At 68.2% G+C, this 25,843-nt stretch carries 32 protein-coding genes; 26 read left to right on the forward strand and 6 right to left on the reverse strand.

The features are described from left to right. Positions 1-3 precede the first annotated feature (3 nt). On the reverse strand, positions 4-369 hold the full coding sequence (locus K9D25_RS16935) for a response regulator (RefSeq protein ID WP_244376798.1): 366 nt from the start codon (positions 367-369) through the stop codon (positions 4-6). A 309-nt stretch (positions 370-678) separates the two neighbouring features. Between K9D25_RS16935 and rpsU the strand changes: the two genes are divergently transcribed. The 4 genes from rpsU (at position 679) to K9D25_RS16955 (ending at position 1,899) form a co-directional block, all read left to right on the forward strand. Then, positions 679-951 carry a 30S ribosomal protein S21 gene (rpsU, locus tag K9D25_RS16940; protein ID WP_244376799.1) on the forward strand — a complete coding sequence of 91 codons (273 nt, stop codon included), beginning with the start codon at positions 679-681 and terminating at the stop codon, positions 949-951. Positions 952-1,135: 184 nt separating this feature from the next. After that, positions 1,136-1,345 carry a cold-shock protein gene (locus tag K9D25_RS16945; protein WP_244376800.1) on the forward strand — a complete coding sequence of 70 codons (210 nt, stop codon included), beginning with the start codon at positions 1,136-1,138 and terminating at the stop codon, positions 1,343-1,345. 111 nt (positions 1,346-1,456) lie between these two features. Continuing rightward, complete coding sequence (locus tag K9D25_RS16950; RefSeq protein ID WP_244376801.1) at positions 1,457-1,681, forward strand: hypothetical protein; 225 nt, start codon at positions 1,457-1,459, stop codon at positions 1,679-1,681. 17 nt (positions 1,682-1,698) lie between these two features. Further along, a complete protein-coding gene (locus K9D25_RS16955; RefSeq protein ID WP_244376802.1) occupies positions 1,699-1,899 on the forward strand; it encodes a hypothetical protein in 201 nt (66 codons plus the stop codon). Positions 1,900-1,913: 14 nt separating this feature from the next. Here K9D25_RS16955 and K9D25_RS16960 read toward each other — a convergent pair whose 3' ends face one another. Next, entirely contained in the window at positions 1,914-2,507 is a 594-nt protein-coding gene (locus K9D25_RS16960) for a TetR/AcrR family transcriptional regulator (RefSeq protein ID WP_244376803.1), read from the reverse strand. A 133-nt stretch (positions 2,508-2,640) separates the two neighbouring features. On the opposite strand from K9D25_RS16960, the gene K9D25_RS16965 reads away from it, so the two are divergent. Further along, positions 2,641-3,045, forward strand: coding sequence for a RidA family protein (locus tag K9D25_RS16965; protein WP_244376804.1), 405 nt, complete (start codon positions 2,641-2,643; stop codon positions 3,043-3,045). 21 nt (positions 3,046-3,066) lie between these two features. On the opposite strand, the gene K9D25_RS16970 is transcribed toward K9D25_RS16965, so the two are convergent. Beyond that, positions 3,067-3,366, reverse strand: coding sequence for a DUF6916 family protein (locus tag K9D25_RS16970; protein WP_244376805.1), 300 nt, complete (start codon positions 3,364-3,366; stop codon positions 3,067-3,069). Between the two features lie 123 nt (positions 3,367-3,489). Here K9D25_RS16970 and K9D25_RS16975 point away from each other — a divergent pair, with 123 nt between their 5' ends. From K9D25_RS16975 to K9D25_RS16985, 3 genes are all read left to right on the forward strand, one after another. After that, positions 3,490-3,771, forward strand: a complete 282-nt coding sequence (locus K9D25_RS16975) for a PqqD family protein (RefSeq protein WP_244376806.1) — start codon at positions 3,490-3,492, stop codon at positions 3,769-3,771. A gap of 10 nt (positions 3,772-3,781) precedes the next feature. Further along, a complete protein-coding gene (locus K9D25_RS16980; protein WP_244376807.1) occupies positions 3,782-4,684 on the forward strand; it encodes an HPr kinase/phosphorylase in 903 nt (300 codons plus the stop codon). A gap of 160 nt (positions 4,685-4,844) precedes the next feature. Then, positions 4,845-5,213 (forward strand): hypothetical protein, encoded by a 369-nt coding sequence (locus K9D25_RS16985; RefSeq protein ID WP_244376808.1) that lies wholly within the window; start codon positions 4,845-4,847, stop codon positions 5,211-5,213. Positions 5,214-5,240: 27 nt separating this feature from the next. On the opposite strand, the gene K9D25_RS16990 is transcribed toward K9D25_RS16985, so the two are convergent. Continuing rightward, a complete protein-coding gene (locus K9D25_RS16990; RefSeq protein ID WP_244376809.1) occupies positions 5,241-5,399 on the reverse strand; it encodes a hypothetical protein in 159 nt (52 codons plus the stop codon). Between the two features lie 234 nt (positions 5,400-5,633). Here K9D25_RS16990 and K9D25_RS16995 point away from each other — a divergent pair, with 234 nt between their 5' ends. The 5 genes from K9D25_RS16995 (at position 5,634) to K9D25_RS17015 (ending at position 8,237) form a co-directional block, all read left to right on the forward strand. Beyond that, positions 5,634-6,188, forward strand: a complete 555-nt coding sequence (locus K9D25_RS16995) for a phage tail protein (RefSeq protein ID WP_244376810.1) — start codon at positions 5,634-5,636, stop codon at positions 6,186-6,188. A 10-nt stretch (positions 6,189-6,198) separates the two neighbouring features. Further along, positions 6,199-6,762 carry a phage tail protein gene (locus K9D25_RS17000; RefSeq protein WP_244376811.1) on the forward strand — a complete coding sequence of 188 codons (564 nt, stop codon included), beginning with the start codon at positions 6,199-6,201 and terminating at the stop codon, positions 6,760-6,762. Positions 6,763-6,778: 16 nt separating this feature from the next. Beyond that, positions 6,779-7,318 carry a phage tail protein gene (locus K9D25_RS17005; protein WP_244376812.1) on the forward strand — a complete coding sequence of 180 codons (540 nt, stop codon included), beginning with the start codon at positions 6,779-6,781 and terminating at the stop codon, positions 7,316-7,318. Positions 7,319-7,364: 46 nt separating this feature from the next. Further along, positions 7,365-7,886: a GNAT family N-acetyltransferase gene (locus K9D25_RS17010; protein ID WP_244376813.1), complete on the forward strand. Its 522-nt coding sequence runs from the start codon at positions 7,365-7,367 to the stop codon at positions 7,884-7,886. 93 nt (positions 7,887-7,979) lie between these two features. Continuing rightward, the gene (locus K9D25_RS17015; RefSeq protein WP_244376814.1) at positions 7,980-8,237 is read left to right on the forward strand and encodes a hypothetical protein; all 258 of its coding nucleotides are present in this window, start codon (positions 7,980-7,982) and stop codon (positions 8,235-8,237) included. 11 nt (positions 8,238-8,248) lie between these two features. Here the strand turns inward: K9D25_RS17015 and K9D25_RS17020 are convergent, their stop codons facing one another. After that, complete coding sequence (locus K9D25_RS17020; RefSeq protein WP_244376815.1) at positions 8,249-10,264, reverse strand: sigma-54-dependent Fis family transcriptional regulator; 2,016 nt, start codon at positions 10,262-10,264, stop codon at positions 8,249-8,251. 339 nt (positions 10,265-10,603) lie between these two features. Here K9D25_RS17020 and K9D25_RS17025 point away from each other — a divergent pair, with 339 nt between their 5' ends. The 13 genes from K9D25_RS17025 to K9D25_RS17085 all read left to right on the forward strand — a co-directional run bounded on the left by K9D25_RS17025 (position 10,604) and on the right by K9D25_RS17085 (position 25,330). Beyond that, the gene (locus K9D25_RS17025; protein ID WP_244376816.1) at positions 10,604-11,680 is read left to right on the forward strand and encodes an ATP-NAD kinase family protein; all 1,077 of its coding nucleotides are present in this window, start codon (positions 10,604-10,606) and stop codon (positions 11,678-11,680) included. Positions 11,681-11,744: 64 nt separating this feature from the next. Beyond that, the gene (locus K9D25_RS17030) at positions 11,745-12,728 is read left to right on the forward strand and encodes a thiamine pyrophosphate-dependent dehydrogenase E1 component subunit alpha (RefSeq protein ID WP_244376817.1); all 984 of its coding nucleotides are present in this window, start codon (positions 11,745-11,747) and stop codon (positions 12,726-12,728) included. 30 nt (positions 12,729-12,758) lie between these two features. Beyond that, on the forward strand, positions 12,759-13,781 hold the full coding sequence (locus K9D25_RS17035; protein ID WP_244376818.1) for an alpha-ketoacid dehydrogenase subunit beta: 1,023 nt from the start codon (positions 12,759-12,761) through the stop codon (positions 13,779-13,781). Between the two features lie 12 nt (positions 13,782-13,793). Continuing rightward, positions 13,794-14,903 carry an acetoin dehydrogenase dihydrolipoyllysine-residue acetyltransferase subunit gene (locus K9D25_RS17040; protein ID WP_244376819.1) on the forward strand — a complete coding sequence of 370 codons (1,110 nt, stop codon included), beginning with the start codon at positions 13,794-13,796 and terminating at the stop codon, positions 14,901-14,903. A 56-nt stretch (positions 14,904-14,959) separates the two neighbouring features. Continuing rightward, positions 14,960-15,745 (forward strand): glucose 1-dehydrogenase, encoded by a 786-nt coding sequence (locus K9D25_RS17045; protein ID WP_244376820.1) that lies wholly within the window; start codon positions 14,960-14,962, stop codon positions 15,743-15,745. Positions 15,746-15,754: 9 nt separating this feature from the next. Then, complete coding sequence (locus tag K9D25_RS17050) at positions 15,755-16,108, forward strand: carboxymuconolactone decarboxylase family protein (RefSeq protein WP_244376821.1); 354 nt, start codon at positions 15,755-15,757, stop codon at positions 16,106-16,108. Between the two features lie 29 nt (positions 16,109-16,137). Further along, positions 16,138-17,211, forward strand: coding sequence for a 2,3-butanediol dehydrogenase (locus tag K9D25_RS17055; protein WP_244376822.1), 1,074 nt, complete (start codon positions 16,138-16,140; stop codon positions 17,209-17,211). Positions 17,212-17,442: 231 nt separating this feature from the next. After that, entirely contained in the window at positions 17,443-17,532 is a 90-nt protein-coding gene (gene kdpF / locus K9D25_RS17060) for a K(+)-transporting ATPase subunit F (protein ID WP_244376823.1), read from the forward strand. 11 nt (positions 17,533-17,543) lie between these two features. Continuing rightward, a complete protein-coding gene (gene kdpA, locus K9D25_RS17065; protein WP_244376824.1) occupies positions 17,544-19,235 on the forward strand; it encodes a potassium-transporting ATPase subunit KdpA in 1,692 nt (563 codons plus the stop codon). Between the two features lie 8 nt (positions 19,236-19,243). Next, positions 19,244-21,286 (forward strand): potassium-transporting ATPase subunit KdpB, encoded by a 2,043-nt coding sequence (kdpB, locus tag K9D25_RS17070; RefSeq protein WP_244376825.1) that lies wholly within the window; start codon positions 19,244-19,246, stop codon positions 21,284-21,286. A 14-nt stretch (positions 21,287-21,300) separates the two neighbouring features. Further along, complete coding sequence (gene kdpC / locus K9D25_RS17075) at positions 21,301-21,891, forward strand: potassium-transporting ATPase subunit KdpC (RefSeq protein WP_244376826.1); 591 nt, start codon at positions 21,301-21,303, stop codon at positions 21,889-21,891. Positions 21,892-21,908: 17 nt separating this feature from the next. Continuing rightward, positions 21,909-24,632: a sensor histidine kinase gene (locus K9D25_RS17080; RefSeq protein WP_244376827.1), complete on the forward strand. Its 2,724-nt coding sequence runs from the start codon at positions 21,909-21,911 to the stop codon at positions 24,630-24,632. Further along, positions 24,629-25,330, forward strand: a complete 702-nt coding sequence (locus tag K9D25_RS17085; RefSeq protein ID WP_244376828.1) for a response regulator — start codon at positions 24,629-24,631, stop codon at positions 25,328-25,330. The genes K9D25_RS17080 and K9D25_RS17085 overlap by 4 nt, the downstream gene beginning before the upstream one ends. 28 nt (positions 25,331-25,358) lie before the next feature. Here the strand turns inward: K9D25_RS17085 and K9D25_RS17090 are convergent, their stop codons facing one another. Next, entirely contained in the window at positions 25,359-25,730 is a 372-nt protein-coding gene (locus K9D25_RS17090) for a chlorophyllide reductase (RefSeq protein ID WP_244376829.1), read from the reverse strand. Positions 25,731-25,843: the final 113 nt, after the last annotated feature.

Genomic DNA, 25,843 nt, shown 5'->3' on the forward strand with positions numbered 1-25,843 from the left:
CGCTCAGGCGCGGCCCGCCAGCAGGCCCTGCATCGAGCGGGCAATGTCGGCGGGGCGATAGGGCTTGGCGAAGAACAGGCTTCCCTCGGGCATATCCGCCGCAGCGGCGATCCGGTTGCCGGAGGTGACGATGATCTGCACAGGCGGCCAGCGTTTGCGCACGGCGGCGGAGAGTTTCAGCCCGTCCATGCTGCCGGGCATGTCGATATCGGTGAACACCAGCCGGATGGCGGGGATGGCTTCCAGAATCGCCAGGGCCTGATCGGCACTGGCGGCCTCATGCACTTCGAAGCCATTTTCGGCGAGATAGTCCGCAATGTCGAAGCGCACCAGCGGCTCGTCTTCCACCACCAGCACTGCGATTGGCATCGTCAAAAACCCCCGGCATTGCCCACGGCAAAATGCCATGGCGAGCGGCAACGCGGCATGTCGAAGAATGATCCCGTTTTTGCCGTGCCACATTTTCGTGACGCACGACGGCGGATCGGCCGAGACTGACGATCACGTCGCGTTCTTGCCGCTTGTCGCGCGGGGCGGGAAGGGTTTATGAAGTCGCCTTCAATGCCGCGCCCCGTGGGGTCGCGTCTCTCCTCGCCCCCGTCATCCCATGACAGGCGACCGCGCCGGTTCTCACGAACCGCCCAACCAGCAGCCTCGCTGCATGTGATCGGACACGAATTGCAGGTCCTCGTTCGCGACAACAATGTCGAACAAGCTATGCGCGTTCTCAAGAAGAAGATGCAGCGCGAAGGCATCTTCCGCGAGATGAAGGCGCGCCGCTCCTATGAGAAGCCCTCCGAGCGCCGCGTGCGCGAAGATGCCGAAGCGGTTCGCCGCAGCAAGAAGGCCGCGCGCAAGCAGGCCATCCGCGAAGGGCTCATCGCCGCCCCGAAGAAGAAGCCGATGGTCGGCCGTGGCGCCCCCCGCCCTGCCGCTCCGGTGGCCGAATAAAAATAAATTTGTCAGGGGTTGTGAGATTTCCGCAACCCCGGTACGATTAGATATCGATCTTGGACGTTGAACTTTGTTTTGCGCAGCTTTGCGCCGTAGCGAACTTCCTCTCAAATCGATGTCAACCTGATGCGCGCGTCCCGACGCGCCATCAAATCTCTATGTCGACTGAAAGGATTTAGTCATGGCGACAGGTACTGTGAAGTGGTTCAACGGCCAGAAGGGCTTTGGTTTCATTCAGCCGGACAACGGCGGCCCGGATGTGTTCGTTCACATCTCGGCGGTTGAGCGCGCGGGCATGATGGGCCTCAATGAGGGCCAGAAGATCTCCTACGAGCTCGAGACCGACCGCCGCAGCGGCAAGAGCTCGGCCGGCAGCCTCAAGGCTGCGTGACGAGACTGCTTCCGGTCAGTGACCACGGATGTACTGGCGCGGACCGTTGAGGCAGAAGTGGGAAGGCCGGGGAGACCCGGCCTTTTTCGCGTTTACAAGGGGAAGTCGCGCATGGCGAGAAAAGCACCGGAAACACCCTTCGTGCCCAAGCTCTCGCAATCCGAGAGCAAGGCCGAAACGGTGTCGCGCATCGCCATGTCGATGATCGAAAGCGACACGGTGACCCGAGACGCCAAGATCGCCCGCCTGCGCGAGGCGCGCCTCGCCCGGGAAGCCGCGGACAGCGCCGCAGCGCCCGCCCCCACCAAGCCCGCCCGCCGCACCGTCAAGCGCTAGCCTGCCCGAAAGCCGCCATGCCCGATTCCCTTGCCACCAAGCTCAAGACCCTGCGCAACCGCCTGCTGACCGAGCAGCGCGACCTCATCACCCGCGCCGCCGAAATCGACGCCCTGCCCTCCGACAAGACGCTGCAGAAGATCGCCACCCTTGAGGTCGCCATCGGTGCCGTCGAATCGCTGCTGGACGAGCAGACCGGGACTCCCGCCGCGAAATAGGCCGCACGCACGGCTCAGCCCGCCGCTCGCAGCCCCTCGGCGAGGCAGCGAAACGCCGCGAGCGCCTTCGGCAGAGCCTGCGCCGGCGCCGGGCTCGCCGCCGTCCACAGCGCCGCATTCAGCGCCACCCCGTTGAGCAGGCACGCCGCCGCCTCCGGGTCCACCGGCTTCAGCACACCTTCGGCCACCAGCATCTCCACCGTCCGCCGCGTCGTGGCGAGGCAGGCGTTCTGGCTCGGCCATTGCGAGGGATCGCCAAGCACGGCGGGCCCATCGAGCAGCACGATGCGCTGTACCTCCGGCTCCAGCGCCATTTCGATATAGGCCGCGCCCTCGGCCAGCAGGCCTTCCCAGGGCGAGGGCTGGCGGGCGGCGAGGGCCTGGGCCCGCGCGGCCATCTCGCTGTCGATCTGCTGCACCACGGCTGCCAGCAGGCCGCGCTTGTCGCCGAAATTGTGATAGAGCGCGCCGCGCGTCAGCCCGGCGGCGGCGGTGAGCTCATCCATCGAGGCTTCGGCATAGCCCTGTTCAGCGAAGGCCTTGCGCGCCGCGGCGATCAGCTTGGCGCGCGTCGCTTCCATCTTCTCCGCCCGCCGTCCCACGGCCATTGCACGCCCTCCCCCTCGCCGCATCACCAGCGTTGACATACGTCGCGTATGCGATAATTTCACATACGAACCGTATATCAATTCATCCCGCGCCGGGAAATCCCCCGCGCGGGCGGTAGGACAGGAAAGACTCATGCGCGACGCCCTTTTTCCCGCCGGCCGGCACGCCCTCTATGAAAAGCACGGCTATTCCGCCGCCATCCGTTCCGGCGATCTGCTGTTCGTCTCCGGCCAGGTCGGCAGCCGGGCGGATGGCAGCGTCGAGCCGGATTTCGCCCGGCAGGTCGACCAGGCCTTCGCCAATCTGCAGGCGGTTCTCGCCGCCGCCGGGGCAAGCTTTGATGATGTCATCGACGTGACCACGTTTCACACCGACCCCGAGCGCCAGTTCGACACGATCCTGGCGGCGAAGGCGAAGGCCTTTCCCGACGCGCCTTATCCCGCATGGACGGCCGTCGGGGTGAACTGGCTCGCCGGTTTCGATTTCGAGATCAAGGTCATCGCGCGTTTGCCCGAAACGGGCGCGGCGCCACACTGATCGGCGCAGCGACGAGCCGCTTCAGGTGAAGATTGCCTGATAGGTGAATCGCCCGCCGTCCCCGGCGATGGGGACGAGGAACATCTCCAGCTCCCCCAGCGCCTCATGGTGCAGGCGATGGGTGAGTTGGGCCAAGCGATAGGGGCCCTCGCCTTCAAACAGCAGTTGAAAGCCGTCGCGCGGGCCGGGCCCTTTCTGTGCCGGTAGTGCTGCGGCAGCGCGCAGCACGATGTGCAGTGGTGCGGCTAGCCCCACCTCGACGGCGAAACGCTCGCCGAGATGCGGCGTGAAATGCTGAATGGTCAACGCGGCAATGTCCATGTGTCCCCTGCCTCTCCCTCGCGATATGCCCACCGGACGTTGTGCGCTCAGTCGGCCCGCTCTGGACGGTAGCATTCTGTCGCGATAGGTGTAGGGGAAATCGTGGCAACCTGAGCGCGCTCCATGCCCCTGTCGCCCAATTCAGAAGTCGTTCGGCGATCTCATCCGCTCGAGGCCGCCGTCGGCGACACGCAGGTTCTGCTGGATGTTCAGCAGGGCCTTTATTTCGGTCTCAACCCGATCGCCTCGCGCATCTGGCAGAGGCTCGAACGCCCTGTCCGGGTCAGTGACCTCTGTGGGTCGCTCAAGGCGGAATATGAAGGCGAAGACGGGCGCATCGACGCCGATGTGTTCGCCTTCCTGACGCAGCTCGAAGCCCAGAACCTCATTGATGTCCGCGGGTGACGGCGCCCTCATGACCGATCGCCTTCTCTGCGGCTGGCGCGTGCGTTCCGCCATCGCCTTGCCGGAGCTTCTGGAGTGGCAGGGCGACGACCGGCCGCCAGACATTACGGTGCAATTTGGCGAGGTTGACGACAACCTGCCCGGCGGGCGGACGATCGGCTCATGGCTGCAGATCGACGACGCCGGCAACGGCCTGTTGCAGGTGCCTATGGTGGGTCGGTTCCTTGTGCGACCGTCGGGCGACATCACCATCGCGCCGCAGCCGCAGGCGAGCGAGGCCGAGATGCGGCTGCTCCTGCTCGGATCGGTGCTCGGCCTGGTCTGCCATCAGCGCGGTCTGCTGCCGCTGCATGCGTCCAGCGTCGTGATGGAGGGCGGCGCGGTCGCCTTCTGCGGTCCTTCGGGCATGGGCAAGTCCACGCTGGCGCTGCGCTTCGCCCGACGCGGCCACGCGGTCGTGTCGGACGATGTCTGCGTTCTCGACGCCGGCAGCCCCGCCCGGGTTCGCCCCTCCTTTCCGCGGCTGAAACTGTGGCGCGATGCGATGGAAGATGCGGCAGTGTCGCTGGAAGGGCTGGAAGGCAACGGGCGCGGAGCGGAGAAATTCCATTTCATCGGTCCGCATGGCGGCGTGCGCGACACCCTGCCGCTGCGGGCCATCTTCCTGCTGCGCCGGGCCGAGAGTGCCGAGTGCGAAGGCATTGAGCGCCTGTCGGCACCGCTCGACATTCTCGCCGCGCTGCAGGCCGAAACCTTCCGGCCGCAGGTCGGGCGAGCCCTGGGGGACGCGAAGGCGCTGTTCCAGTCCCGCACGCTGATCGCCCGCGAGGTGCCAATATACTGGCTCAAGCGCCAGGCGGACGCCCCGCCCGAGCGCTGGCTCGACGCCATCGCCGCGACCGTTCGGGGATGAGTGGCCTCGCCCTCATCGCCTCCTGTCCCAAATCCGGCAACACCTGGCTGCGGGCTTTCCTGGCCAGCCCTCTGCGTGGCGGCCAGCCGATCGATCTCAATGCCGATCTGGCCCGAATCGGAAACCTGACCGCACGCGCCGCAGGACTTTCACGCGGGGCTTGGAGCATGCCGACCTGACGCCGCACGAAGTCGCGCTGGTGCGGGCCCTCACCAGCCGCAGCATCGCCAGCGATCAGCCGGGCCTCTGCAAGACGCATGACAGCCATCTCGTCCAACCCGACGCGCGCGAACCGGCGATCCCGGTCGATGCGATCGGCCGCGTCGTCTATGTGATCCGCGATCAGCGCGATGTCGCGAGCTCGCTGGCGCATCATTTCGGCTGGTCGCTCCCGACGAGCGTCGACCGGATGGCCGATACGGCGTTCCGCATCGGCGGTTTGTCGACACGCCTCAATGGGAATGTCGAGCGCTGGCCCGACGCCATCGCCGCGACCTCACGGAGATGCAATCTTCAACTCTCGGCATGACATGTCCGGCAGGGCCGTCGCCACGTTCTATGAAATGAAGCTGCCGTCGCCCGGGTTGGTGTTATCAAACTCGGCGTCAGCGGCCGATGTGACAGTAAGCGCCGGCGTTTCCCATGTGATCCGAGCCCTGGGCATCTCGCTACCCGGCACAGCGGTGTCCGGTTTCACCATTGGTTCGTCGTTCATCCGAAGCCTCCCAAAAACAGTCGAGCCACAACTTTCGGTCGCTGAAAGTCGACCATGCGCGGCGACTCCGGTCAATCGCCTCCTGCCCGGAAAATCACGGGTCTGGGGCGCCTGGCCGTGAATGTGAGAAGGGATATCAATACCGGTGATTGACTTGATCAAAGCGTGCTCGTTATGGTTGTGTTCATTGCACGTCACCCACGGCTGGTTTCAGCGGGGTTTGGAGGCATCGCGATGAGTGACTACTTTTTCGGTGAGATCCGGGTCTTTGCACATCACGCCATTCCGCGCGGATGGCTGGAGGCAAATGGTCAGCTTCTCCCTGTGGCCCAGAATCGAGCGCTCTTTTCCCTGTTGGGGAACAGGTATGGCGGCGATGGCCGGGTGAATTTCGCCCTGCCCGATTTGCGCGGACGGGTACCGATCGGCTTTCGCAGCGACCCCATGTCCGGCCCGGCTTATCCTCTGGGCTCGGCCGGCGGGTCCGAAGCGGTCGCGCTGACGTTGGCCACGCAGCCGCCGCACCAGCATGTGTTCGCGGCCTGCACGACGCTGGGCACCAAGCAGAACACGGAAAATGGATTTCATCTGGCAGCGGTCTCTCCGGACAACGACGCCAAGAAAACCCGTTTTCTCTATGGCCGCCATCAGGGCGCGGGCAAAACCGTCGCGCTGCATGCCGACACGATAGAGGCAAATGAAGGGGGGCAGAACCACAACAACATGCAGCCTTTTACAGTGCTGACCTACTGCATCAGCACGGGCGGCCTTTGGCCGTCACGGGAATAGGGAGGCGAAATTGGTCGAATATTATGTTGGCGAGATCAGGGCATTTGCTGGCAATCGTGTCCCGTACGGCTGGGCGTGGTGCGACGGGAAGAAGATAACCATCCAGGACCATGAAGCCCTCTTCAGTCTGCTGGGCACCACCTGGGGTGGCGATGGCGTTAAACAATTTGCCCTGCCGGATCTGCGCGGCCGGCTGCCGGTTGGCGCGGGCCAGGGCATAGGACTCGTCACGCGCACGCTGGGCGAACAGGGCGGCGAAGAGCAGGTGGGTCTCACCGCCGAGCAACTGCCGCCCCATAAGCACCCCCTGATGGCAACGATCGACGCGGCAGACACCAACGAGCCCGGCGTGGGTGTGATTTTTGCCACGGCAGCTTCCCCGGACGCGGCAGCAAACCGGGCCGGGCTACCTTATATTCACGACATGAGCGGAGTCACAGTTGTGAAGAATATACTTGCTCCCGGCACAGTCCGCATCTTGAGTCATAGCCACTCCGCGAAACACTCCAATCTTATGCCATCACTTTCCATCAATTACATCATCGCGCTCAACGGCATCTACCCAAGCCCCTGATATAACGGAGACTATGATGGACGCCTTCACAGGAGAAATTCGCGCCTTTTGTTTCGACTATCCTCCAGTAAACTGGGCCTACTGCAATGGCGCAAAAGTGCACGCCCGCCAGAACCCTGTACTGCTGGGGATTATCGGTTACACCTATGGCGGAGATCAACGGGAATTTTTTCACCTGCCGGACCTCCAGGGAAAAGCGGCGATGGGGGCGAGCGAAACACACAAGTTGGGCGCGCGGACGGGCGAACCGGAGGTCGCCCTCAGCCCAGCGCACACTCCACCTCATGATCACCTCGTCGCGACGTTTATTGGCAATCTTCCCGACGACAAGCTCAGCGCGAGTCCGGAGGGCAACTATCTCGGGCGGTACGAAATAGCGAACGTCAACAAGATCGCCCTGCATTACCTCCCCGGCACCAAGCCACCAGATACCTTTCTTCACGAGGGAAGCGTCGCTCCAGCAGGCTCGGGCGCCCCACATGAGAACCGGCAGCCCTATCTCGCGCTCAATTACTGCATCTGCACGTATGGCGAGTTCCCGCGATTTGATGACTGACATGGACATGGGACCCGGACATGCCGAACGTCTCCCTCGAGCGCCGATGCCCGTGCCGGGCCTGCCGGTCTCCCTCCGCCGTGAGGCCCCCGACGACGCCCCCTTCCTCGCCGCGCTGTTCGCCAGCGTGCGCGGGCCGGAATTCGAGGGCAATGGCTGGCCGGATGAGGTTCGCGACGCCTTTCTGGCTGACCAGTTCCGCCTCCAGGTCATTCATTACGCGCGCTTCTACGCCGGCGCGGAATTCCTGATCGTCGAGCGGCAGGGCGTCCCGATCGGCCGGCTCTATATCCACCGCAGTTCGGGTGACCACCGCATCGTCGACATCAGCCTGCTGCCCGAGGCGCGCAACCAGGGAATCGGCGGCGCGCTGCTGGACATGGCCTGCGCCGAGGCCGACCGGCTCGGGCGCCCCGTCTCCATCCATGTCGAGAAGAACAATCCCGCCCAGCGGCTCTATCGGCGCAAGGGATTCACACCGGCCGGTGAGAGCGGGCCTTCTTGGCTGATGATCCGCGCGCCAAGGTCGGAGGTGCCGGCCGAAGCGCCGGTCAAAGCCGGCACCTGAGCGACCTGTCGCCCTAGCGTCTGGAAGTGGGGTCCCGGCTCCTCTATAGGGGGACCGCGCCCTTCCCCAAGGGCACCTGCGCGGGAACCCTTGATGATCGACCCTTTCGCCCTGATCTCCGGCTTCGCCCTCTTGGGCGCCTCCTCCCTCATCGCCTTCCGCGTGCGCCAGCTGGTGCCGGCGGCGCTGGCCATCGTCCTCCTTGCCGTGCTCGCGGCGCTGGCGGCGGTGCGGTTCGGCCTGTTCGACTCCCTCACCCCGCTCCTGGTGATCTATGCCAACAGCGCCTTGATGGGCGGGATCGGCGGCGCGCTCTATGCCCGCAAGCGCGCGGAGGAAGCTGGGCGCTGACCGGCCCGCGATCAGGAAAAGTGCGTCGCCCCCTGCCGCAGAGTCACCAGCCCGAAGCGGCGCATGCGCCGGTGCACCGTGGTGCGGTCGAGGCCGAGATCGCGCGCCGCCGCCGAGACGTTCCAGCCATGGGCGGCCAGAGCGGCGATCAGTTCCTCGCGCCCGCCAGGGCCATTCACCGCGCAGGGGCGATCCGCCGGCCAGGACAGCGCTTCGCCCGGCGGCGTGGCCCAGACCCGGGCGAGCGCCCCCTCGCCGCCCGCCCGGGCCGGCGCCCGCGGTTGCAGCCGGTCGGGCAAATCCTCCACGCCGATCATCCCGCTCTCCGCCACCGCGCAGGCATAGTCCAGCGCGTTCGCGAGTTCGCGTATGTTGCCCGGCCAATCATGCGCCTTCAGCGCCGCCATCGCCTCCTCGCAGAGGCTGACGCGCGCGCCGCCGGCATGGCTGCGGCCGGCGATGAGCCGCCCCACCAGCCAGTCGAAATCGCGCCGTTCGCGCAGGGGCGGCAACACCAGCACCGCGCCGGACAGGCGGAAATACAGGTCTTCGCGGAAGCGCCCGGCCTTCACCTCGGCCACGAGGTCGCGATGGCTGGCGGCGATGACGCGGATGTTGACCGGCACCGGCTTTGAGCGGCCGAGAGGGGTGACCTCGCGTTCCGCCAGCACGCGCAGCAGCCGCGTCTGCAGCGGCAGCGGCATGTCGCCGATCTCGTCGAGGAACAGCGTGCCGCCATCGGCTTCCAGCACCAGTCCCTTCTTGCCGCGCGCAGCGGCGCCGGTGAAGGCGCCGGCCTCGTAGCCGAACAGTTCACCCTCCACCAGCGATTCCGGCAGCGCGGCGCAGTTGACCGGGACGAAGGGACGGGCGGCGCGGGCGCTGGCGGCGTGGATCGCCTTGGCGAGATATTCCTTGCCGGTGCCGGTCTCGCCGCTGATGAGCAGGCTCATCTGGGTGTTGACCAGCTTGGCCGCGCGCGTCGCCACCTGCCGCATGGCGGCGTCGTCGCGGAACAACCCGGCGAGCGGCGCTGGCAAAGCGGGCGCCGGCGGCTCCACCACCGGCCGCCCCGGCCGGCTCGGCGGGGCCAGGGTCGCGGCGAAGAGCGGGGTGCCGGAGCGGGCGAGCCGCACCAGCCGCTGCCCCGCCGGCAGGGCGTGGGAGAAGCGCGGCAGATCGTTCACGTCGAGTTCGAAGAAATCACCCAGCCGCCGTCCCACCAGCCCAAGCGGGGCGCCCGCCCCCTCCGCCCCGGCCTCGCGCAGAAGAAGCTGGCGGGCAGCGTTGTTGAAGCCGAGCACCCGCCCGGAACCATCCACCGCCAGCACATAGCTCGGCTCGACATCGACGAATTCCGGCGAGGCGGCGAGCTTGATGATCCACTCCCGCCGGAAGCGGTTCACCAGATTGGCCGTCTCGATCTTGTTGGCAAAGCCGCGCACGAATTGCAGCGCGAGGAACTGGCTCTCCTTCGGCTCCGGCGAGCGCAGGGCGGAAATGTCGAGCACCGCCGCCAGCGCGCCGGAGGGATCGTAGACCGGCGCCGCCGTGCAGGTGAGCGGAATATGGGTGGCGTCGAAATGGTCGGTCTGGTGCACCACCAGCGCCTCGCCCGTGTGGATGCAGGTGCCGACCGCGCAGGTGCCGGCATGCTGCTCGTTCCAGTCCGCCCCGAGATAGAGCCCCGCCCGCATCAGATTGTTGTCGAAGGTGGGGTCGCCGATGAAATCGACGGTGATGCCCTTGGCGTCGGTGAGCAGCAGCACATAGCCGAGCCCGGCCACCTGCCGGTACAGCGTCTCGACGCCGAAACGCGCGGTGTGGGTAAACTCCTCCATCGCGTCCTGGTGCTCGCGCAGCCGCGACGGCGTGAGGATGCAGGGTTCGCGCAGCACCTCGGGGTCGAGGCGGTGCTCGCTCACGCAGCGCCGCCAGGAATCCTGGATCACCGCGTCGCGTCGGGTCGCCGCCCCGCCGGCGGCACGCACGAGCTCGTCGATATGAGCGGCCTGTTCCCGTCTCATCGGCGTCCTCCCGGAATGTTTGCGCCGGAGCGTGCCGGCATCGGGATGTGACCTCCCGTTTGCCGGCAGTGTCGTCCCCTTGGCGGGCGGGTGCAAGACTCTGCCGCCGCCGCCTCGCCACGAAGTGAGGCCGGCGCCACAGCTGTGGCGTCCGGCGCCACAGGTGCGGCAGCGGCGCCTCACCCGCCTGTCCGCGCCCACACCTCCCCGCATCAGCGATTTCAAAGGCTTGATGCGATCGCGCCACTTGGCCCGGCCTTTGCGGAGAGAGGCGGCACAAACGAGGCCGCCCGGCAAAGGAGTGGCCCGCAGGGACGAACGCCACGGGAAGGACGCCGGATGACGTCATCGACGCCGCCGAAGGTCGGCATCATCGCCAATCCGATCTCGGCGCGGGACATTCGCCGCGTCGTCGCCAGCGCCAACAGCGTGCAGGTGGCGGACCGCGCCAACATCGTGCTGCGCGCGGTAGCCGCGCTCGCCGCCTGCGGCATTGAGGAGGTGGTGATGATGCCCGAGCGCGGCGGCATCGCCACCCATGTGCTGCGCGGCATGGAGCGCTCGAATGCGCAGGGAGAGGCCCGCTTTCCCCGGCTGACCCATCTCGCCATGCCGGTCACCGGCACGGTGGACGACACACGCCGCGCCGCGCGGATGATGCGCGAGGCCGGCGACATCGCCGCCATCATCGTGCTGGGCGGCGACGGCACCCATCGCGCCGTGGTGGCGGAGTGCGGGCAGGTGCCGATCGCCGGCATCTCCACCGGCACCAACAACGCCTTTCCCGAGCACCGCGAACCCACCATCACCGGGCTCGCCACCGGCCTTGCCGCCATGGGCCAGGTGCCGGCCGCCCTCGCCTTCGCCGCCAACAAGCTGATCGAGGTGCGCATCGACGGCGGCGCGCCGGACATCGCGCTGGTCGATGTCGCCCTCGTCACCGACCGCTTCGTCGGCGCCCGCGCTCTGTGGCGGGCGGAGACCTTCCGCGAGCTCTATGTGGCCTTCGCCGATCCGGAAGTCATCGGCATGGCCGCGATTGCCGGGCTGATCGAGCCGGTGAGCCGGCGCGAGCCGGGCGGACTTGCCCTCACCCTCGCCCCGGCGGCGACGGCTCCGATGGTGGTGCACGCGCCCATCGCGCCCGGCCTCGTCACGCCCGTCGGCGTGGAGCGCTGGCGCCGCATGCCCGCGGGGACCGTGTTCTCACCCGATATCGCCGCCGGCTCGGTGGCGCTCGATGGCGAGCGCGAGCTGTTCTTCGACGGGCATCAGGAGGTGACGATCTGCCTGCGCGACGCCGCCTTCCGCACCGTGGATGTGGCCGCCGTCATGGGCTTCGCCGCCCGCGAAAAGCGGCTGCTGCGCCACGCTGTCCCGGCCCCGCACCCCGTCCCGCTACTGGCGGGCGCCTGAGCTGTGCCCGCCCCGACAATAACCGCCGGCAACGCCCGGCATCCCAAGGAGGAACGACAACGCCATGACCAACAATCCCTTTCCCCTCTCCCGGGACGAATTGCTGACCGCCTACCGCACCATGCGCACCATCCGCGATTTCGAGGAGCGGCTCCATGTGGAATTCGCCAAGGGCGACATTCCCGGCTTCGTCCACCTCTATGCCGGCGAGGAAGCCTGCGCGACCGGCATCATGATGCACCTCACCGATATTGACCGCATCGCCTCCACCCATCGCGGCCATGGCCACTGCATCGCCAAGGGCGTCGATGTCCACGAGATGATGGGCGAGATCTACGGCAAGGTGACGGGCTGCTGCCGGGGCAAGGGCGGCTCCATGCACATTGCCGACCTCTCCAAGGGCATGATGGGGGCGAACGGCATTCTCGGTGCCGGCGCGCCGCTCATCTGCGGCGCCGGCCTCGCCGCCAAGTTCCGCGGCGATGGCGGGGTGGGCCTCACCTTCTTCGGCGACGGCGCGGCCAATCAGGGCACCGTGCTGGAGAGCATGAACCTCGCCGCCATCTGGAACCTGCCGGTCGTGTTCGTGGTCGAGAATAATGGCTACGCGGAATCGACCTCGGTCGAATACGCCACCGCCGTCGATTCCTATGTCGACCGCGCTGCCGGCTTCGGCCTGCCCGGCGTGACGGTGGACGGCACCGATTTCTTCGCCGTCTACGAGGCGGCGGGCGAGATCATCAAGCGCGCCCGCGAGGGCGGCGGTCCGGCGCTGCTCGAATGCAAGACCGTGCGCTTCTTCGGCCATTTCGAGGGCGACGCCCAGACCTACAAGGCCAAGGGCGAGAACGACCACAACCGCGCCACCCGCGACTGCCTCAAGCTGTTCGGCGCCCGCGTCACCGCCGCCGGCGTGGTGAGCGAGGCCGAGCTCGCCCTCATCGACCGCGAAGTGGCGGCGCTGATCGACGACGCGGTGGAGACCGCCAAGGGCGCGCCGCTGCCCGGCGCCCGCGACCTCACCACCGATGTCTATGTCGCCTACTGAGCCAAGCAACCAAGAACCGGAGGAAAACCCATGGCCCGCATGATCAGCTACAAGCAGGCGATCAACGAGGCGCTCGACCTCGAAATGCGCCGCGATCCCACCGTCATCCTGCTCGGCGAGGACATTGTCGGCGGCGCCGGCGCGCCCGGCGAGATGGACGCCTGGGGCGGCGTGCTCGGCGTCACCAAGGGGCTGCACGCCAAGCACGGCAACCGGCTGATGGACACCCCGCTGTCGGAGAGCGCCTATATCGGCGCCGCCATCGGCGCGGCGGCCTGCGGCATGCGGCCGGTGGCGGAACTCATGTTCCTCGACTTCATGGGCGTGTGCTTCGACCAGATCTTCAACCAGGCCGCCAAGTTCAAATACATGTTCGGCGGCAAGGCGAAGACCCCTGTGGTCATCCGCGCCATGGTCGGCGCCGGCTTCCGCGCCGCCGCCCAGCACTCGCAGATGCTCACCCCGCTGTTCACCCATATTCCCGGCCTGAAGGTGGTGTGCCCCTCCAACGCCTATGACGCCAAGGGCCTGCTGATCCAGGCGATCCGCGACGACGACCCGGTGATCTTCTGCGAGCACAAGGCGCTGTACGGCTCGGAGGCCGACGTGCCGGAGGAGAGCTACGCCATCCCCTTCGGCGAAGCCAACATCGTGCGCGATGGCAAGGACGTGACCCTTGTCGGCTACGGCCTCACCGTGCCGCGCGCGCTGGCCGCCGCCGATACGCTCGCCCGCTCCGGCGTCTCGGCGGAGGTGATCGACCTGCGCACCCTCTCGCCCATCGACTGGGACACGGTGATCGAGAGCGTGGAGAACACCGGCCGGCTGGTGGTGATCGACGAGGCCAATCCGCGCTGCTCCCTCGCCACCGATGTCGCCGCCTATGTCGCGCAGAACGCCTTCGGCGCGCTGAAAGCGGCGCCGCAGATGGTTACCGCCCCACACACACCGGTGCCGTTCTCGCCCGTGCTGGAAGACCTCTACATCCCCTCGGCCGACGCCATCGTCGCGGCGGTCCACAAGACCACCGGCCCCGTGAAGTCGGCGGCGTAAGGAGCCTTCTCGATGAATGAACGCATCAAGCCGATCGTCATGCCCAAATGGGGCCTGTCGATGTCGGAAGGCAAGGTGACCGGCTGGCTCAAGCCCGCCGGTTCCCCGGTCGCGCCGGGCGACGAGATTGTCGAGGTGGAAACCGACAAGATCGCCGGCGTGGTCGAGGCGCATGAAACCGGCACGCTGCGCCGGGTGATCGGCGAGCCGGACACGGTCTATCCCGTCAAGGCGCTGATCGGCGTCATCGCCGATGACGAGGTGCCGGATGCCGAGATCGACGCCTATGTCGCGGAATATGCGACGCAGGCCGCGGCCGAGGCGGCGGAGGAGGAGGCGCCGCGCACCCACTTCATCGACACGCCGGCCGGACGCCTGCGCTACGCCAAACGCGGCGAGGGAGCGGAGAACGTCATCCTCATCCACGGCTTCGGCGGCGATCTCGACAATTGGCTGTTCAACATCGACGCGCTGGCGGAAGCCGCCACCGTCTACGCGCTGGACCTTCCCGGCCATGGCCAGTCGGACAAGACGCTGGCCGATCCCTCGCTCAAGGGGCTGTCCGCCGCGCTTCTCGGCTTCATGGACGCCCTCGACATTCCGCGCGCCCATCTCGTCGGCCATTCCATGGGCGGCGCCATCGCCGCCCGCACGGCGCTCGACGCCCCCGACCGCGTTTCCTCGGTGACGCTGATCGGCTCGGCCGGGCTCGGGGACGAGATCAATGCCGGCTACACCGACGGCTTCGTGCAGGCGGCCTCACGGCGCGACCTCAAGCCCGTCCTGGAACAGCTGTTCCACGATTCCGGCACCGTCACCCGCCAGCTGGTCGATGACCTGTTGAAATACAAGCGGCTCGACGGGGTGGCGGAAGCGCTCACCGCCCTTTCCGCCGCGCTGTTCGCCGGCGGCCGGCAGGCCGATCAGCTGGCGAATGCCCTTGCCGCCACCGAGGTGCCGGCACTGGTGATCTTCGGCGCCAGCGACAAGGTGATCCCCGCCGCCCATGCGCAGGCGCTCGGCACCCGCGCCACGGTGGAGGTGATCGATGAGGCCGGCCACATGGTGCAGATGGAGAAGGCCGCACGGGTCAATGAACTGATCCTCGCCCACATCGCCTGACCCATCCCCCCAGACACCACAACGCCGCCGCGCGTGCGGACGGCGAAGGAGGAAGCATGCCCAAACTCAGGGACAAGAGCATCGTCATCACGGGCGCCACCGGCGGCATCGGCGCCGCCATCGCCCGGGCGCTCGCCGCCGACGGCGCCGCCATCACCGTTGCCGACCTGTCGCAGGAAGCCGCCGACAAACTGGCGGGCGAGATCGCCACGGCGGGCGGCAAGGCCATCGGCGTGGCGGTGGATGTGCGCGAGCGCGCGCAGGTCCGCGCCATGCTGGACAAGGCGGCCGACGCCTTCGGCCGCGTCGATGTGCTGTTCAACAATGCCGGCGTCGCCCAGACCCGGCCCTTCCTCGACATCACCGAGGAAGACTGGCGCTTCGTCACCGATGTCAACGCGCTCGGCGTACTCATCGGCATGCAGGAGGCGGTGAAGACGTTCCGGAGCCAGGGGGGCGGCGGCAAGATCATCAACACCGCCTCCATCGCCGCCAAGCAGGGCTATGAGCCGCTGGCCCATTACTGCGCCTCGAAATTCGCCGTGGTGGCGATGACCCAGGCGGCGGCGCGCGCCTTCGGCAAGGAAGGCATCACCGCCAACTGCTTCTGCCCCGGCGTCGTCGCCACCCCGATGTGGGACGTGATCGACAAGGGTTTCCGCGACAACAAGCTGACCACGAAGGAGAACGAGGCCTTCGATACCTTCGCGGCCACCGCCGTGCTCGGCCGCGCCTCGCAGCCGGCCGACCTCGTCGGTGTCGCCCGCTACCTCGCCTCGTCCGATTCCGACTTCATGACCGGCCAGTCCCTGATGGTGGATGGCGGCATGGTCTTCATCTGAGGAACGGCCATGGCCGGCAGCGAAACCATCCACGACCAGCTCAAGGACATGAACCGGCGCTTTTCCGCGCTGGCCAAGGCGGCGCCCGGTCCGATGGGCGCCTTCCGCACGCTGATGGGCGAGGCTTCCCGCCCCGGCGCGCTCAGCGCGGCGACCAAGGAACTGATCGCCGTCGCCCTCGCCGTGCATCAGGGCTGCGCCGACTGCATCCTGTTTCATGTTGGCAACGCCGCCAGCCACGGCGCCCGCCGCGAGGAACTCATCGAGGTGCTCGCCGTCGCGTTGGAAATGGGCGGCGGCCCCTCCGCCGTCTATGCCAGCCGGGCGCTGGAAGCCTTCGACGCACTCGCGGCCAAAGCCTGACGCCCATCCCCTGTTTCAAGGACATTCCCATGAAAGCCGCCCGCTTCCACGGCAAGCGCGATGTGCGCATCGAGGACGTGCCGGAGCCGGACCGCGCCCGGCTCGGCCCGCGCGACGTGCTGGTCAAGAACCGCTTCTGCGGCATCTGCGGCACGGACCTGCACGAATATGCCGCCGGCCCGATTTTCATCCCCACCGCGCCGCATCCCTACACCGGCGCCCAGCTGCCGCAGACGCTGGGCCATGAATATGGCGGCACCGTCGTCGCCACCGGCGCCGAGGTGACGCATGTAAAGCCCGGCGACCGCGTCTCCATCCAGCCGCTGATCTCGCCGCGCGACGATCATTACGGCAAGCGCGGCCTCTACCAGCTCTCCGACAAGCTCGGGATTGTCGGGCTGATGTGGCCCTGGGGCGGCATGGCGGAATATTCCGTTGTCAATGATTACAACGTCTTCGCCATGCCGGATAATGTGACGGATGAACAGGCGGCGCTGATCGAGCCTACCGCCGTCGTCGTCTATGCCGCCGAGCGCGGCGGGGTGCGGCCGGGTTCCTCCGTGCTGGTCACCGGCGCCGGACCCATCGGCCAATTGCAGATTCTCGCCGCGCGGGCGGCGGGGGCGACGACGATCTTCCTGTCCGACACCAATGACAACCGGCTGGCCATGGCCCGCGCCGTGCTTCCCGACGTGATCACCCTCAACCCGAAGACCGACAATGTGGTCGAGGCGATCCGCGACCAGACCGAGGGCCATGTCGGGGTGGATGTGGCGCTGGAATGCGTCGGCGCGGAAGCCGCCACCGCCACCTGCATCGAGGCGGTGCGCCGGCAGGGCGTGGTGGTGCAAGTGGGCCTGCATGTCGGCAAACCGGCGGTGGACGGGTTCACCCTCACCTTCAAGGACATCGATCTGCGCGGGTCGTGGTGCTACTCGACGCTGATGTGGCCCCGCGTCGCCGCGCTCATCGGCTCCGGCCTGCTGCCGGCGGAAAAGGTGGTCACCCGCCGCATCAAGCTGGACGATGTGGTGGCGGAAGGCTTCGAGCAGCTGCTGAGCCCGGCCGGCACCGAGCTGAAGATCCTGATCGACCTCGCCTGACAACCGCCCGCGCCCCGGCGAGGGTCGGGGCGCGCGCGGACTTTACGCCGGCTTTACGCGTGTCGGCCGGTTCCACCTATCGGCTTTATGCGGGTGAGGCGTAGCTCCGGGTCAGTCTGAACCGGAGCTCATCATGATCGCCGATCTATCCTTCCTGGCCGGGGGCCTCGCGCTGTTCGCGCTCGCCTCCCTCGCCGTCCTCGCCGCCGACCGGGTGTGAGGAGGCGCGCCATGACCCTCGATCTAACCCTCGGCCTCGCGACGGCCGTCGTCCTCTTTGCCTATCTGCTCGTGGCGCTGCTGCGCCCCGAACTGTTCTAGGGGAGGACGGCATGGACGCCGATCTCCTGCAATTCCTCCTGTTCGCCGGCCTGCTGGTGGCCCTCGCCGTCCCGCTCGGCGCCTATATGGCGGCGACCTTCGCCGGCGATGTCCGCTTCCTCGCCCCGGTGGAACGGGCGCTGCTCACGGCCGCCGGCCCGGCGGCGGAGAAGCCGCAGCGCTGGACCGGCTACGCGCTGGCGCTCCTCGCCTTCAACGCCGCCGGCTTCGCGCTGCTCTATCTCATCCTGCTGTTCCAGGACCGGCTACCGCTGAACCCTGAAGGCTTTGCCGGCCTGTCGCCGCATCTCGCCTTCAACACGGCGCTGTCCTTCGTCACCAACACCAACTGGCAGTCCTATGGCGGCGAGACGACGCTCTCCAATTTCAGCCAGATGGTGGGGCTGACGACGCAGAATTTCGTTTCCGCCGCCTCCGGCATGGCGGTCGCCGCCGCCGTGGCGCGCGGCTTCGCCACACGGCAGGGCAAGACGCTCGGCAATTTCTGGGTCGATCTCACCCGCGCCACGCTCTACATCCTGCTGCCGGCCGCGCTCGTGCTGGCGCTGGTCTTCGCCTATTGCGGCCTGCCGCAGACCCTGGCCGGTGCCTTCGACGCCACGACGCTGGAAGGCGCGCATCAGACACTCTCGCTCGGGCCGGTGGCGAGCCAGATCGCCATAAAGCAGCTCGGCACCAATGGTGGCGGCTTCTTCAATGTGAACTCCGCCCACCCGTTCGAGAATCCGACGGCGATCACCAACCTGCTCTCGACGCTGGCCATCCTCGCGCTGCCGGTGGCGTTCTGCTTCACCTATGGCCGCATGGTCGGCGACCGCCGGCAGGGCCGCGCGCTGTTCGCCGCCATGGCGCTGCTGTTCCTCGCCGGCTTCGCCGCGCTCTATGCCAGCGAGCAGGCCGGCAACCCGCTGCAGGCGGGACTGGTGGACGCGAGCGCCGGCAATATGGAAGGCAAGGAGGTCCGCTTCGGCATTCTCGGCTCCACACTCTGGGCCGCCGCGACCACCGCCGCCTCCAATGGCTCGGTCAATGCCATGCATGACAGCTTCACGCCGCTTGGCGGGCTGGTCGCCATGCTCAACATCCAGCTCGGCGAAGTCGTGTTCGGCGGCGTCGGCGTCGGCCTCACCGGCATGCTGCTCTTTGTCATCCTCGCCGTCTTCCTCGCCGGGCTCATGGTCGGCCGCACGCCGGAATATCTCGGCAAGAAGATCGAGGCGCGGGAGGTGAAGCTGGCGGCGCTCACCCTGCTGGTCATGCCGCTCGGCGCGCTCATCCTGCCCGCCCTCGCCATCGCCGCCGGCACGGCGCAGAGCTCGGTGCAGGATGCCGGCCCGCATGGCCTCTCCGAACTGCTCTACGCCTATTCCTCCGCCACCGGAAACAACGGTTCGGCCTTTGCCGGCTTCACCGCCAACACGGTCTGGCACAACACCTTTCTCGGCGTTGCGATGATGCTCGGCCGCTTCGGCTACATCATCCCCATCCTCGCCATCGCCGGCAGCCTGGCGGCGAAGAAGACCGCGCCGCCCACCGCCGGCACTTTCCCCACCCATGGCGCGCTGTTCGTCGCGCTGCTGGTCGCCACCATCCTCATCGTCGGCGCGCTGACCTTCCTCCCCGTCCTCGCCCTCGGTCCGCTGGCGGAGCATGTCTCCCTGCTGGCCGGCCGGACCTTCTGAGAATTGCCATGAGCAAGCACTCTTCCCCCGCCTTCGGCCTCTTCGCCCCGGCCATTCTCGGCCCGGCCGTCCTCCATGCCTTCCGCAAGCTCGACCCGCGCAGCCTCGCCCGCAACCCGGTGATCTTCTCCACCGCGCTGGTGAGCCTTGTCGCCACCGTGCTGGCTCTGCGCGAGGCGCTCATCGCCGGGCCCAACGCCGCCATCGGCATCCAGATCGCCATCTGGCTCTGGTTCACCGTGCTGTTCGCCAATTTCGCCGAAGCCGTCGCCGAGGGGCGCGGCAAGGCGCGGGCGGATGCGTTCCGCGCCACCAAATCCTCCGCCCAGGCCAAGGTGCTGGCGGATGCGCACGACCGCACCGCCTTCCGCGCCCGCGACGTGGAGCGGGTGGAAGTGGGCGAGCTCATCCTCGTCGAAGCCGGCGACACGCTGCCGACCGATGGCGAGGTGGTGGAAGGCGCCGCCTCGGTGGATGAAAGCGCCATCACCGGCGAGAGCGCGCCGGTCATCCGCGAATCCGGCGGCGACCGCTCCTCCGTCACCGGCGGCACCCGGCTGGTGTCCGACTGGCTGGTGGTGCGCGTCACCGCCAAGCCGGGCGAGACGTTCCTCGACCGCATGATCGCGCTGGTGGAAGGCGCCAAGCGGCAGAAGACGCCGAACGAGATCGCGCTCGATATCCTGCTGGCCGGCCTCACCCTCGTCTTCCTGCTGGTCGTGGTCACGCTCCCGGTCTTCGCCTCCTGGTCGGGCACCACTTTGCCGGTCATCTATCTCGTGGCGCTGTTCGTCACCCTCATCCCCACCACAATCGGCGGCCTGCTCTCCGCCATCGGCATTGCCGGCATGGAACGGTTGGTGAAGGCGAATGTGGTGGCCAAGTCCGGCCGCGCGGTGGAGGCGGCCGGCGATATCGACGTGCTGCTGCTGGACAAGACCGGCACCATCACCTTCGGCAACCGCATGGCCGATGCGTTCGAGCCGGCGCCGGGCGTCACCGAGCAGGAACTGGCGGAAGCCGCCCTGCTCGCCTCGCTCGCCGACGACACGCCGGAGGGCAAGTCCATCGTCGACCTCGCCCGGCGCCGCTTCGGCCTCGCCGCGACGCTGGATGCGCGCGCCACCTATGTGCCGTTCAGCGCTCATACCCGCATGTCGGGGGTGGACCTGCCCGGCGGCGGCGCGCTGCGCAAGGGGGCGTCCGACGCCATGGCCGCACTGTCCGGCGCGCCGCTCAGCCCGGCGGTGGACCAGATCGTCAAGCGCATCGGCGCTTCCGGCGGCACGCCGCTGGTGGTGGCGCAGGACCGGCGTGTGCTCGGCGTCATTCATCTCAAGGACGTGGTGAAGCCCGCCATTCGCGAGCGCTTCGCCGAGCTGCGCCGCATGGGCATCCGCACCGTGATGATCACCGGCGACAACCCGCTCACCGCCGCCGCCATCGCCGCCGAGGCGGGGGTGGACGATTTCCTCGCCGAGGCGACGCCGGAGAAGAAGCTGGAACTGATCCGCCGCGAGCAGGCGGAAGGCCGGCTGGTCGCCATGTGCGGCGACGGCTCCAATGACGCGCCGGCGCTGGCGCAGGCCGATGTCGGCGTCGCCATGAACACCGGCACCCCGGCGGCGAAGGAGGCGGGCAACCTCATCGACCTCGACAGCGACCCGACGAAGCTCATCGAGATCGTGCTGGTGGGCAAGCAGTTGCTCATCTCGCGCGGGGCGCTCACCACCTTCTCGGTCGCCAATGACGTGGCGAAATATTTCGCCATCCTGCCGGCCCTGTTCGTGGCCGCCTATCCCGGCCTCGGCGTGCTCGACGTGATGGGGCTCGGCACCCCGCAATCGGCCATCCTCTCCGCCGTCATCTTCAACGCGCTGGTCATCGTCGCGCTGATCCCCATCGCGCTGAAGGGGGTCGCCTACACGCCCGCCTCCGCCTCCGCCCTGCTCGGCCGCAACCTGCTCGTCTATGGGCTCGGCGGGCTCATCGTTCCCTTCCTCGGCATCAAGGCCATCGACCTTGTCGTCGACCTGCTGCATCTGGCCTGAGAGGAGGCCGTTCCATGAACACCGCTCTGCGTCCCGCCCTGGTGCTTCTCGGCCTCTTCACCGCGCTCACCGGCCTCGCCTATCCACTCGCCGTCACCGGCTTCGCCCAGCTGGCCTTCCCCACGGCCGCCAATGGCTCGCCGGTCACGGTCGGTGGCCGCGTGGTCGGCTCCACGCTCATCGGCCAGTCCTTCACCTCGGAGCGCTATTTCCACGGCCGCCCCTCCGCCACGACAGGTGCCGATCCGGCGGACCCGGCGAAAAGCGTGGAGGCCCCCTATAATGCGGCGAGCTCCACCGGCTCAAACCTCGGCCCGAGCTCGGCCGTCCTCGCCGAGGCGGTGAAGGCGCGGGTCGCCGCGCTCGGCGGCGGGCCGGTGCCGGCCGATCTCGTCACCGCCTCGGCCTCGGGCCTCGATCCCGACATCTCGCCGGCTGCGGCGGCGCTGCAGGTCGCCCGCGTCGCCAAGGCGCGCGGCCTGCCGGAAGACGAGGTGCGCGCGCTGGTCAACCGCTCTATCCTTGGCCGCAGCTTCGGCGTTCTCGGCGAGCCGCGCGTCAATGTTCTGGCGCTGAACCTCGCCCTCGACGATCTGAAGCGCTAACGGATCTGCGTGCTGCGATGCCCACCCAAGCCGAGGAACGCCCCGCCCCCGAAGCCTTTCTCGACGAAGCCCGGATAGAGGCGCGCGGGCGGGGCGCGCCGGGGCGCTTGAAAATCTTCCTCGGCGCCTCCCCCGGCGTCGGCAAGACCTTCGCCATGCTGGAGGAAGCGCGCGCCCGCCAGCTGGCGGGCGTCGATGTGGTGGTCGCGCTGGTGGAGACCCATGGCAGGGCGGAAACCGCCGCCCTGCTGCGCACGCTGGAGCAGTTGCCGCGCCGCGTCGTCGAGTATCGCGGCCAAAGCCTCAGCGAGCTCGACCTTGACGCCCTGCTCACCCGCCGCCCCGGCCTCGCCCTCATCGACGAGCTCGCCCACAGCAACGCCCCCGGCTCGCGCCATCCCAAGCGCTGGCAGGATGTGCTGGAAGTGCTCGACGCCGGCATCGACGTGACGACGACGCTCAACATCCAGCACATGGAGAGCCTCAACGACATCGTCTCGCGCATCACCGGGGTGCGCGTCTCCGAGACCGTGCCCGACCATGTGCTGCAGCGTGCCGATGGAATCGAGCTGATCGACCTGCCGCCGGACGAGCTGATCAAGCGGCTGAAGGACGGCAAGGTCTATGTCCCGCAGCAGGTGGGGCGGGCGCTGGAGAACTTCTTCTCGCGCGGCAACCTCACCGCCCTGCGCGAACTCGCCTTGCGCACCGCCGCGAGCCGGGTGGACGCGGAAATGCTCGCCTATATGCGGGCAAACGCCGTCAAGGGCCCGTGGCCAACGCAGGAGCGGCTGCTGGTCTGCGTCAATGAGGCGCCGGTGGCCAAGGCATTGGTACGGGCGGGGCGCCGCATGGCGGACCGCGCGCGCCTGCCCTGGATCGTCGCCACCGTCCTCACCCCGCGCCATGAGACGCTGCCGGCGGACGCGCGCGCCGCCACGCTGGACGCGCTGCGCCTCGCCGAGACGCTGGGGGCGGAGACCGTCACCCTTCACGCCGAATCCGACGCGGTAGCCGAGCTGCTCCGCTTCGCCCGCAGCCGCAACGTCTCGCGCGTCGTCATCGGCCGGCCGCGCACCCATGGCGCCGGCTGGCGACGGCTGGCGCGGCTGCTGCGCGAGCCGGTGGCCGAGCGGCTGCTCGACGCGGCGACGGATTTCGAGGTGACCATCGTCAGCGACCCGAAGCCGCCGGCACGGCGCGGCGGCTTCGCCTGGCCGAGGCTCGACCCCGACTGGCGCGGCTATGCGGCGGCGGTGGCGGCGACGGCTGTGGCCAGCGCGGTCGCCTGGCCGGTCGGCGCCTGGGACGCGATCCCCGGCGGCGCCATTTCCGCGATCTATCTCACCGCCGTGCTGGTGGTGGGCGCCAATTTCGGCCTCGGCCCCTCCATGCTGGCGACGCTGCTCGGCTCGCTCGCCTATAATCTGCTCTACACCGAGCCCTATTACACGCTGGCGGTGAACAACCCCGAGGATATCGTCTCCATCCTCGTCTTCCTGGTCGGCGCCGTCTTCACCGGCTCGCTGGCGGGACGGCTGAAGGCGCAGGTGGAAGGGCTGCGGGTGGCGCAGCGGCGCACCGAGACGCTGTACGACTTCGCCCGCAAGATCGCCTCCGCTGGCAATGCCGACGATGTGCTGTGGGCCGGCGCCTACCACATCGCCGCGACGCTGGACTGCCGCTCGCTCATCCTCATGCCCGCCCCTTCCGGCGCGCTGGAACAGGTGCAGGGCCATCCCTCCATCGAGGAACTGGACCCGCGCGCGGAAGGCGCGGCGCGCTGGGCCTTCGAGCGCAACGAGCCCGCCGGTTCCGGCACCGCCACCCTGCCGATGAGCGAATGGCTGTTCGTGCCGCTGGCGGCGGGGGAGAAGACGCTCGGCGTCATCGGCGTGCGCTTCAAGGACCGCAGCCGCAGCCTCGATCCTGAGACCCGCCGTCTGCTGCTGGCGGTGGAGGACCAGGTCGCCGTCGCGGTGGAACGGGTGCGGCTCGCCGAGGAACTGGCGGATGCCCGTGTCTCCGGCGAGAGCGAAAGGTTGCGCGGGGCGCTGCTCAACTCGGTGAGCCATGATCTGCGCACCCCGCTCGCCACCGTCATCGGCACGGTCTCGGCGCTGGCCGAGGACCCGGACGGGCTTTCCCGCGCCGACCGGCGGGAGCTCGCCGGCACCGCGCTCGACGAGGCGCGCCGGCTCGACCGTTATGTGCAGAACCTGCTGGACATGACGCGCCTCGGCCATGGCGCGCTCACGCCCCGCCGCGCGCCGGTGGAACTGGCGGAAATCGTCGGCCGGGTGCGCACCGACCTCGCCCGGTCGCTGGCCGGCCATCAGCTCGGCATCGCCCTGCCGCGCGATCTGCCCATGCTGGATGTCGACCCGGTGCTGATCGGCCAGGCGCTGACCAATGTGATCGAGAACGCCGCCAAATACGCCCCGCCCGGCACCGCCATCACCGTGTCGGCCCATGCCGAAGGGTCGGAGGCGCTGGTCGCGATCAGCGATGAAGGCCCCGGCATTCCCGACAGCGAGCGGGAGAAGGTGTTCGACCTGTTCCACCGCGTCACCGAGGGCGACGGGCGCCCGGCCGGCACCGGGCTCGGCCTTGCCATTGTGCGCGGTCTGGTGGAGGCTCACGGCGGCACGGCCCGCGCGCTGCCCGGGCCGAACGGACGCGGCACGACCATCGTGCTGCGCCTGCCCCTCGCCACGGCGCCCACTGACGACGGCACATGACCGAGCCCGACACGCCCCCTGCCCGCATCCTCGTGGTGGAAGACGACGCGCCGATCCGCCGCTTCCTGCGCATCGCGCTCGGCAGTGGCGGCTATGACATCACCGAGGCCGAGCGCGGGCGGCAGGGCATCGAACTCGCCGCCACCTCGGCGCCCGATTGCGTGGTGCTCGATCTTGGCCTGCCTGATATGGACGGCAAGGCGGTGATCGCCGCCATACGCGAATGGTCGCGCGTGCCGATTCTGGTGCTGTCGGTGCGCGATCAGGAGACCGAGAAGATCGCCGCGCTCGACGCCGGGGCGGACGATTATGTCACCAAGCCCTTCTCCGTCGGCGAAGTGCTGGCGCGGCTGCGGGCGCTGCTGCGCGCCCGCCGCGACCGGGGCGCGGAGCCGGCCGAACAGGTGCTGGGCGCCCTCGCCGTCAATCTCGCCAGCCGCACCGTGCGGGTCGACGGGCGCGAGGTGAAGCTGACCCGCAAGGAATTCGACGTGCTCGCCCTGCTCGCCCGCCACCCCGGCCGGCTGATCGCCCACAGCCAGTTCCTGACCACCGTGTGGGGCCCGGCCCATGCCGACGACACGCATTATCTGCGCATCGCCATCGGCCATATCCGCGACAAGCTGGGCGACGACGCCGCCAATCCGCGCTTCATCCTCACCGAGCCGGGCGTGGGCTACCGGCTGCGCGAGGGGTGAGAGCACGTCGGCCGCCCGCCCGTGCCCGCTAGCGGCAGCCCGCGCGGCTCAGCATGTCGTCGACGAGGATTGGCGTCGCGGCGGTTTTGTCCCGGCTCTTCTGGTCGACGCTGGAAAGCGCGGCAAGAGCGGCCGCGCTGGAAATGCCGAGCGGCTGCGCGCAGGTGAGTGTGACGCCGCCCCGCCGCCCGGCCTCGGCCACGAGCAGGCCGGTGGCCTCCCCCACACCCGCGAGATAGGCCATCGCCGCGTTGCGCGCGGCGTTGTCCTTCGGCGCGCGCTGGAGGAGATCGACGACCTGGGCGACCGAGATCGCCCCGCTGGGCGTGGAGGGAGTGGCATGAGCGGGAAAAGCGAGGCCGAGGGCGAGCGTCAGCAGCGCGGCGGATGTGGCGTTCATGAGCGGGCTCCGTTATTGTATGACGATAATTGAAGCCTAGCTGTCTCTAGAATTTATTGTCAAACAATAATTTCTGGACATAATGAGCCCGATCCAGGGGGAAAGCATGAGAA

Origin of the sequence: Ancylobacter polymorphus, assembly GCF_022836935.1 — a bacterium.
Lineage (GTDB): Bacteria > Pseudomonadota > Alphaproteobacteria > Rhizobiales > Xanthobacteraceae > Ancylobacter > Ancylobacter polymorphus_A.

What these genes read in the sequence shown, in the direction of transcription:
- K9D25_RS16935 (WP_244376798.1), bottom strand. Translation starts at nt 369, where the DNA reads ATGCCAATCGCAGTGCTGGTGGTGGAAGACGAGCCGCTGGTGCGCTTC.
- K9D25_RS16945 (WP_244376800.1), top strand. Translation starts at nt 1,136, where the DNA reads ATGGCGACAGGTACTGTGAAGTGGTTCAACGGCCAGAAGGGCTTTGGT.
- K9D25_RS16950 (WP_244376801.1), top strand. Translation starts at nt 1,457, where the DNA reads ATGGCGAGAAAAGCACCGGAAACACCCTTCGTGCCCAAGCTCTCGCAA.
- K9D25_RS16955 (WP_244376802.1), top strand. Translation starts at nt 1,699, where the DNA reads ATGCCCGATTCCCTTGCCACCAAGCTCAAGACCCTGCGCAACCGCCTG.
- K9D25_RS16960 (WP_244376803.1), bottom strand. Translation starts at nt 2,507, where the DNA reads ATGGCCGTGGGACGGCGGGCGGAGAAGATGGAAGCGACGCGCGCCAAG.
- K9D25_RS16965 (WP_244376804.1), top strand. Translation starts at nt 2,641, where the DNA reads ATGCGCGACGCCCTTTTTCCCGCCGGCCGGCACGCCCTCTATGAAAAG.
- K9D25_RS16970 (WP_244376805.1), bottom strand. Translation starts at nt 3,366, where the DNA reads ATGGACATTGCCGCGTTGACCATTCAGCATTTCACGCCGCATCTCGGC.
- K9D25_RS16975 (WP_244376806.1), top strand. Translation starts at nt 3,490, where the DNA reads ATGCCCCTGTCGCCCAATTCAGAAGTCGTTCGGCGATCTCATCCGCTC.
- K9D25_RS16980 (WP_244376807.1), top strand. Translation starts at nt 3,782, where the DNA reads ATGACCGATCGCCTTCTCTGCGGCTGGCGCGTGCGTTCCGCCATCGCC.
- K9D25_RS16990 (WP_244376809.1), bottom strand. Translation starts at nt 5,399, where the DNA reads ATGAACGACGAACCAATGGTGAAACCGGACACCGCTGTGCCGGGTAGC.
- K9D25_RS16995 (WP_244376810.1), top strand. Translation starts at nt 5,634, where the DNA reads ATGAGTGACTACTTTTTCGGTGAGATCCGGGTCTTTGCACATCACGCC.
- K9D25_RS17005 (WP_244376812.1), top strand. Translation starts at nt 6,779, where the DNA reads ATGGACGCCTTCACAGGAGAAATTCGCGCCTTTTGTTTCGACTATCCT.
- K9D25_RS17010 (WP_244376813.1), top strand. Translation starts at nt 7,365, where the DNA reads ATGCCCGTGCCGGGCCTGCCGGTCTCCCTCCGCCGTGAGGCCCCCGAC.
- K9D25_RS17015 (WP_244376814.1), top strand. Translation starts at nt 7,980, where the DNA reads ATGATCGACCCTTTCGCCCTGATCTCCGGCTTCGCCCTCTTGGGCGCC.
- K9D25_RS17020 (WP_244376815.1), bottom strand. Translation starts at nt 10,264, where the DNA reads ATGAGACGGGAACAGGCCGCTCATATCGACGAGCTCGTGCGTGCCGCC.
- K9D25_RS17025 (WP_244376816.1), top strand. Translation starts at nt 10,604, where the DNA reads ATGACGTCATCGACGCCGCCGAAGGTCGGCATCATCGCCAATCCGATC.
- K9D25_RS17030 (WP_244376817.1), top strand. Translation starts at nt 11,745, where the DNA reads ATGACCAACAATCCCTTTCCCCTCTCCCGGGACGAATTGCTGACCGCC.
- K9D25_RS17035 (WP_244376818.1), top strand. Translation starts at nt 12,759, where the DNA reads ATGGCCCGCATGATCAGCTACAAGCAGGCGATCAACGAGGCGCTCGAC.
- K9D25_RS17040 (WP_244376819.1), top strand. Translation starts at nt 13,794, where the DNA reads ATGAATGAACGCATCAAGCCGATCGTCATGCCCAAATGGGGCCTGTCG.
- K9D25_RS17045 (WP_244376820.1), top strand. Translation starts at nt 14,960, where the DNA reads ATGCCCAAACTCAGGGACAAGAGCATCGTCATCACGGGCGCCACCGGC.
- K9D25_RS17050 (WP_244376821.1), top strand. Translation starts at nt 15,755, where the DNA reads ATGGCCGGCAGCGAAACCATCCACGACCAGCTCAAGGACATGAACCGG.
- K9D25_RS17055 (WP_244376822.1), top strand. Translation starts at nt 16,138, where the DNA reads ATGAAAGCCGCCCGCTTCCACGGCAAGCGCGATGTGCGCATCGAGGAC.
- kdpF (WP_244376823.1), top strand. Translation starts at nt 17,443, where the DNA reads ATGACCCTCGATCTAACCCTCGGCCTCGCGACGGCCGTCGTCCTCTTT.
- kdpA (WP_244376824.1), top strand. Translation starts at nt 17,544, where the DNA reads ATGGACGCCGATCTCCTGCAATTCCTCCTGTTCGCCGGCCTGCTGGTG.
- kdpB (WP_244376825.1), top strand. Translation starts at nt 19,244, where the DNA reads ATGAGCAAGCACTCTTCCCCCGCCTTCGGCCTCTTCGCCCCGGCCATT.
- kdpC (WP_244376826.1), top strand. Translation starts at nt 21,301, where the DNA reads ATGAACACCGCTCTGCGTCCCGCCCTGGTGCTTCTCGGCCTCTTCACC.
- K9D25_RS17080 (WP_244376827.1), top strand. Translation starts at nt 21,909, where the DNA reads ATGCCCACCCAAGCCGAGGAACGCCCCGCCCCCGAAGCCTTTCTCGAC.
- K9D25_RS17085 (WP_244376828.1), top strand. Translation starts at nt 24,629, where the DNA reads ATGACCGAGCCCGACACGCCCCCTGCCCGCATCCTCGTGGTGGAAGAC.
- K9D25_RS17090 (WP_244376829.1), bottom strand. Translation starts at nt 25,730, where the DNA reads ATGAACGCCACATCCGCCGCGCTGCTGACGCTCGCCCTCGGCCTCGCT.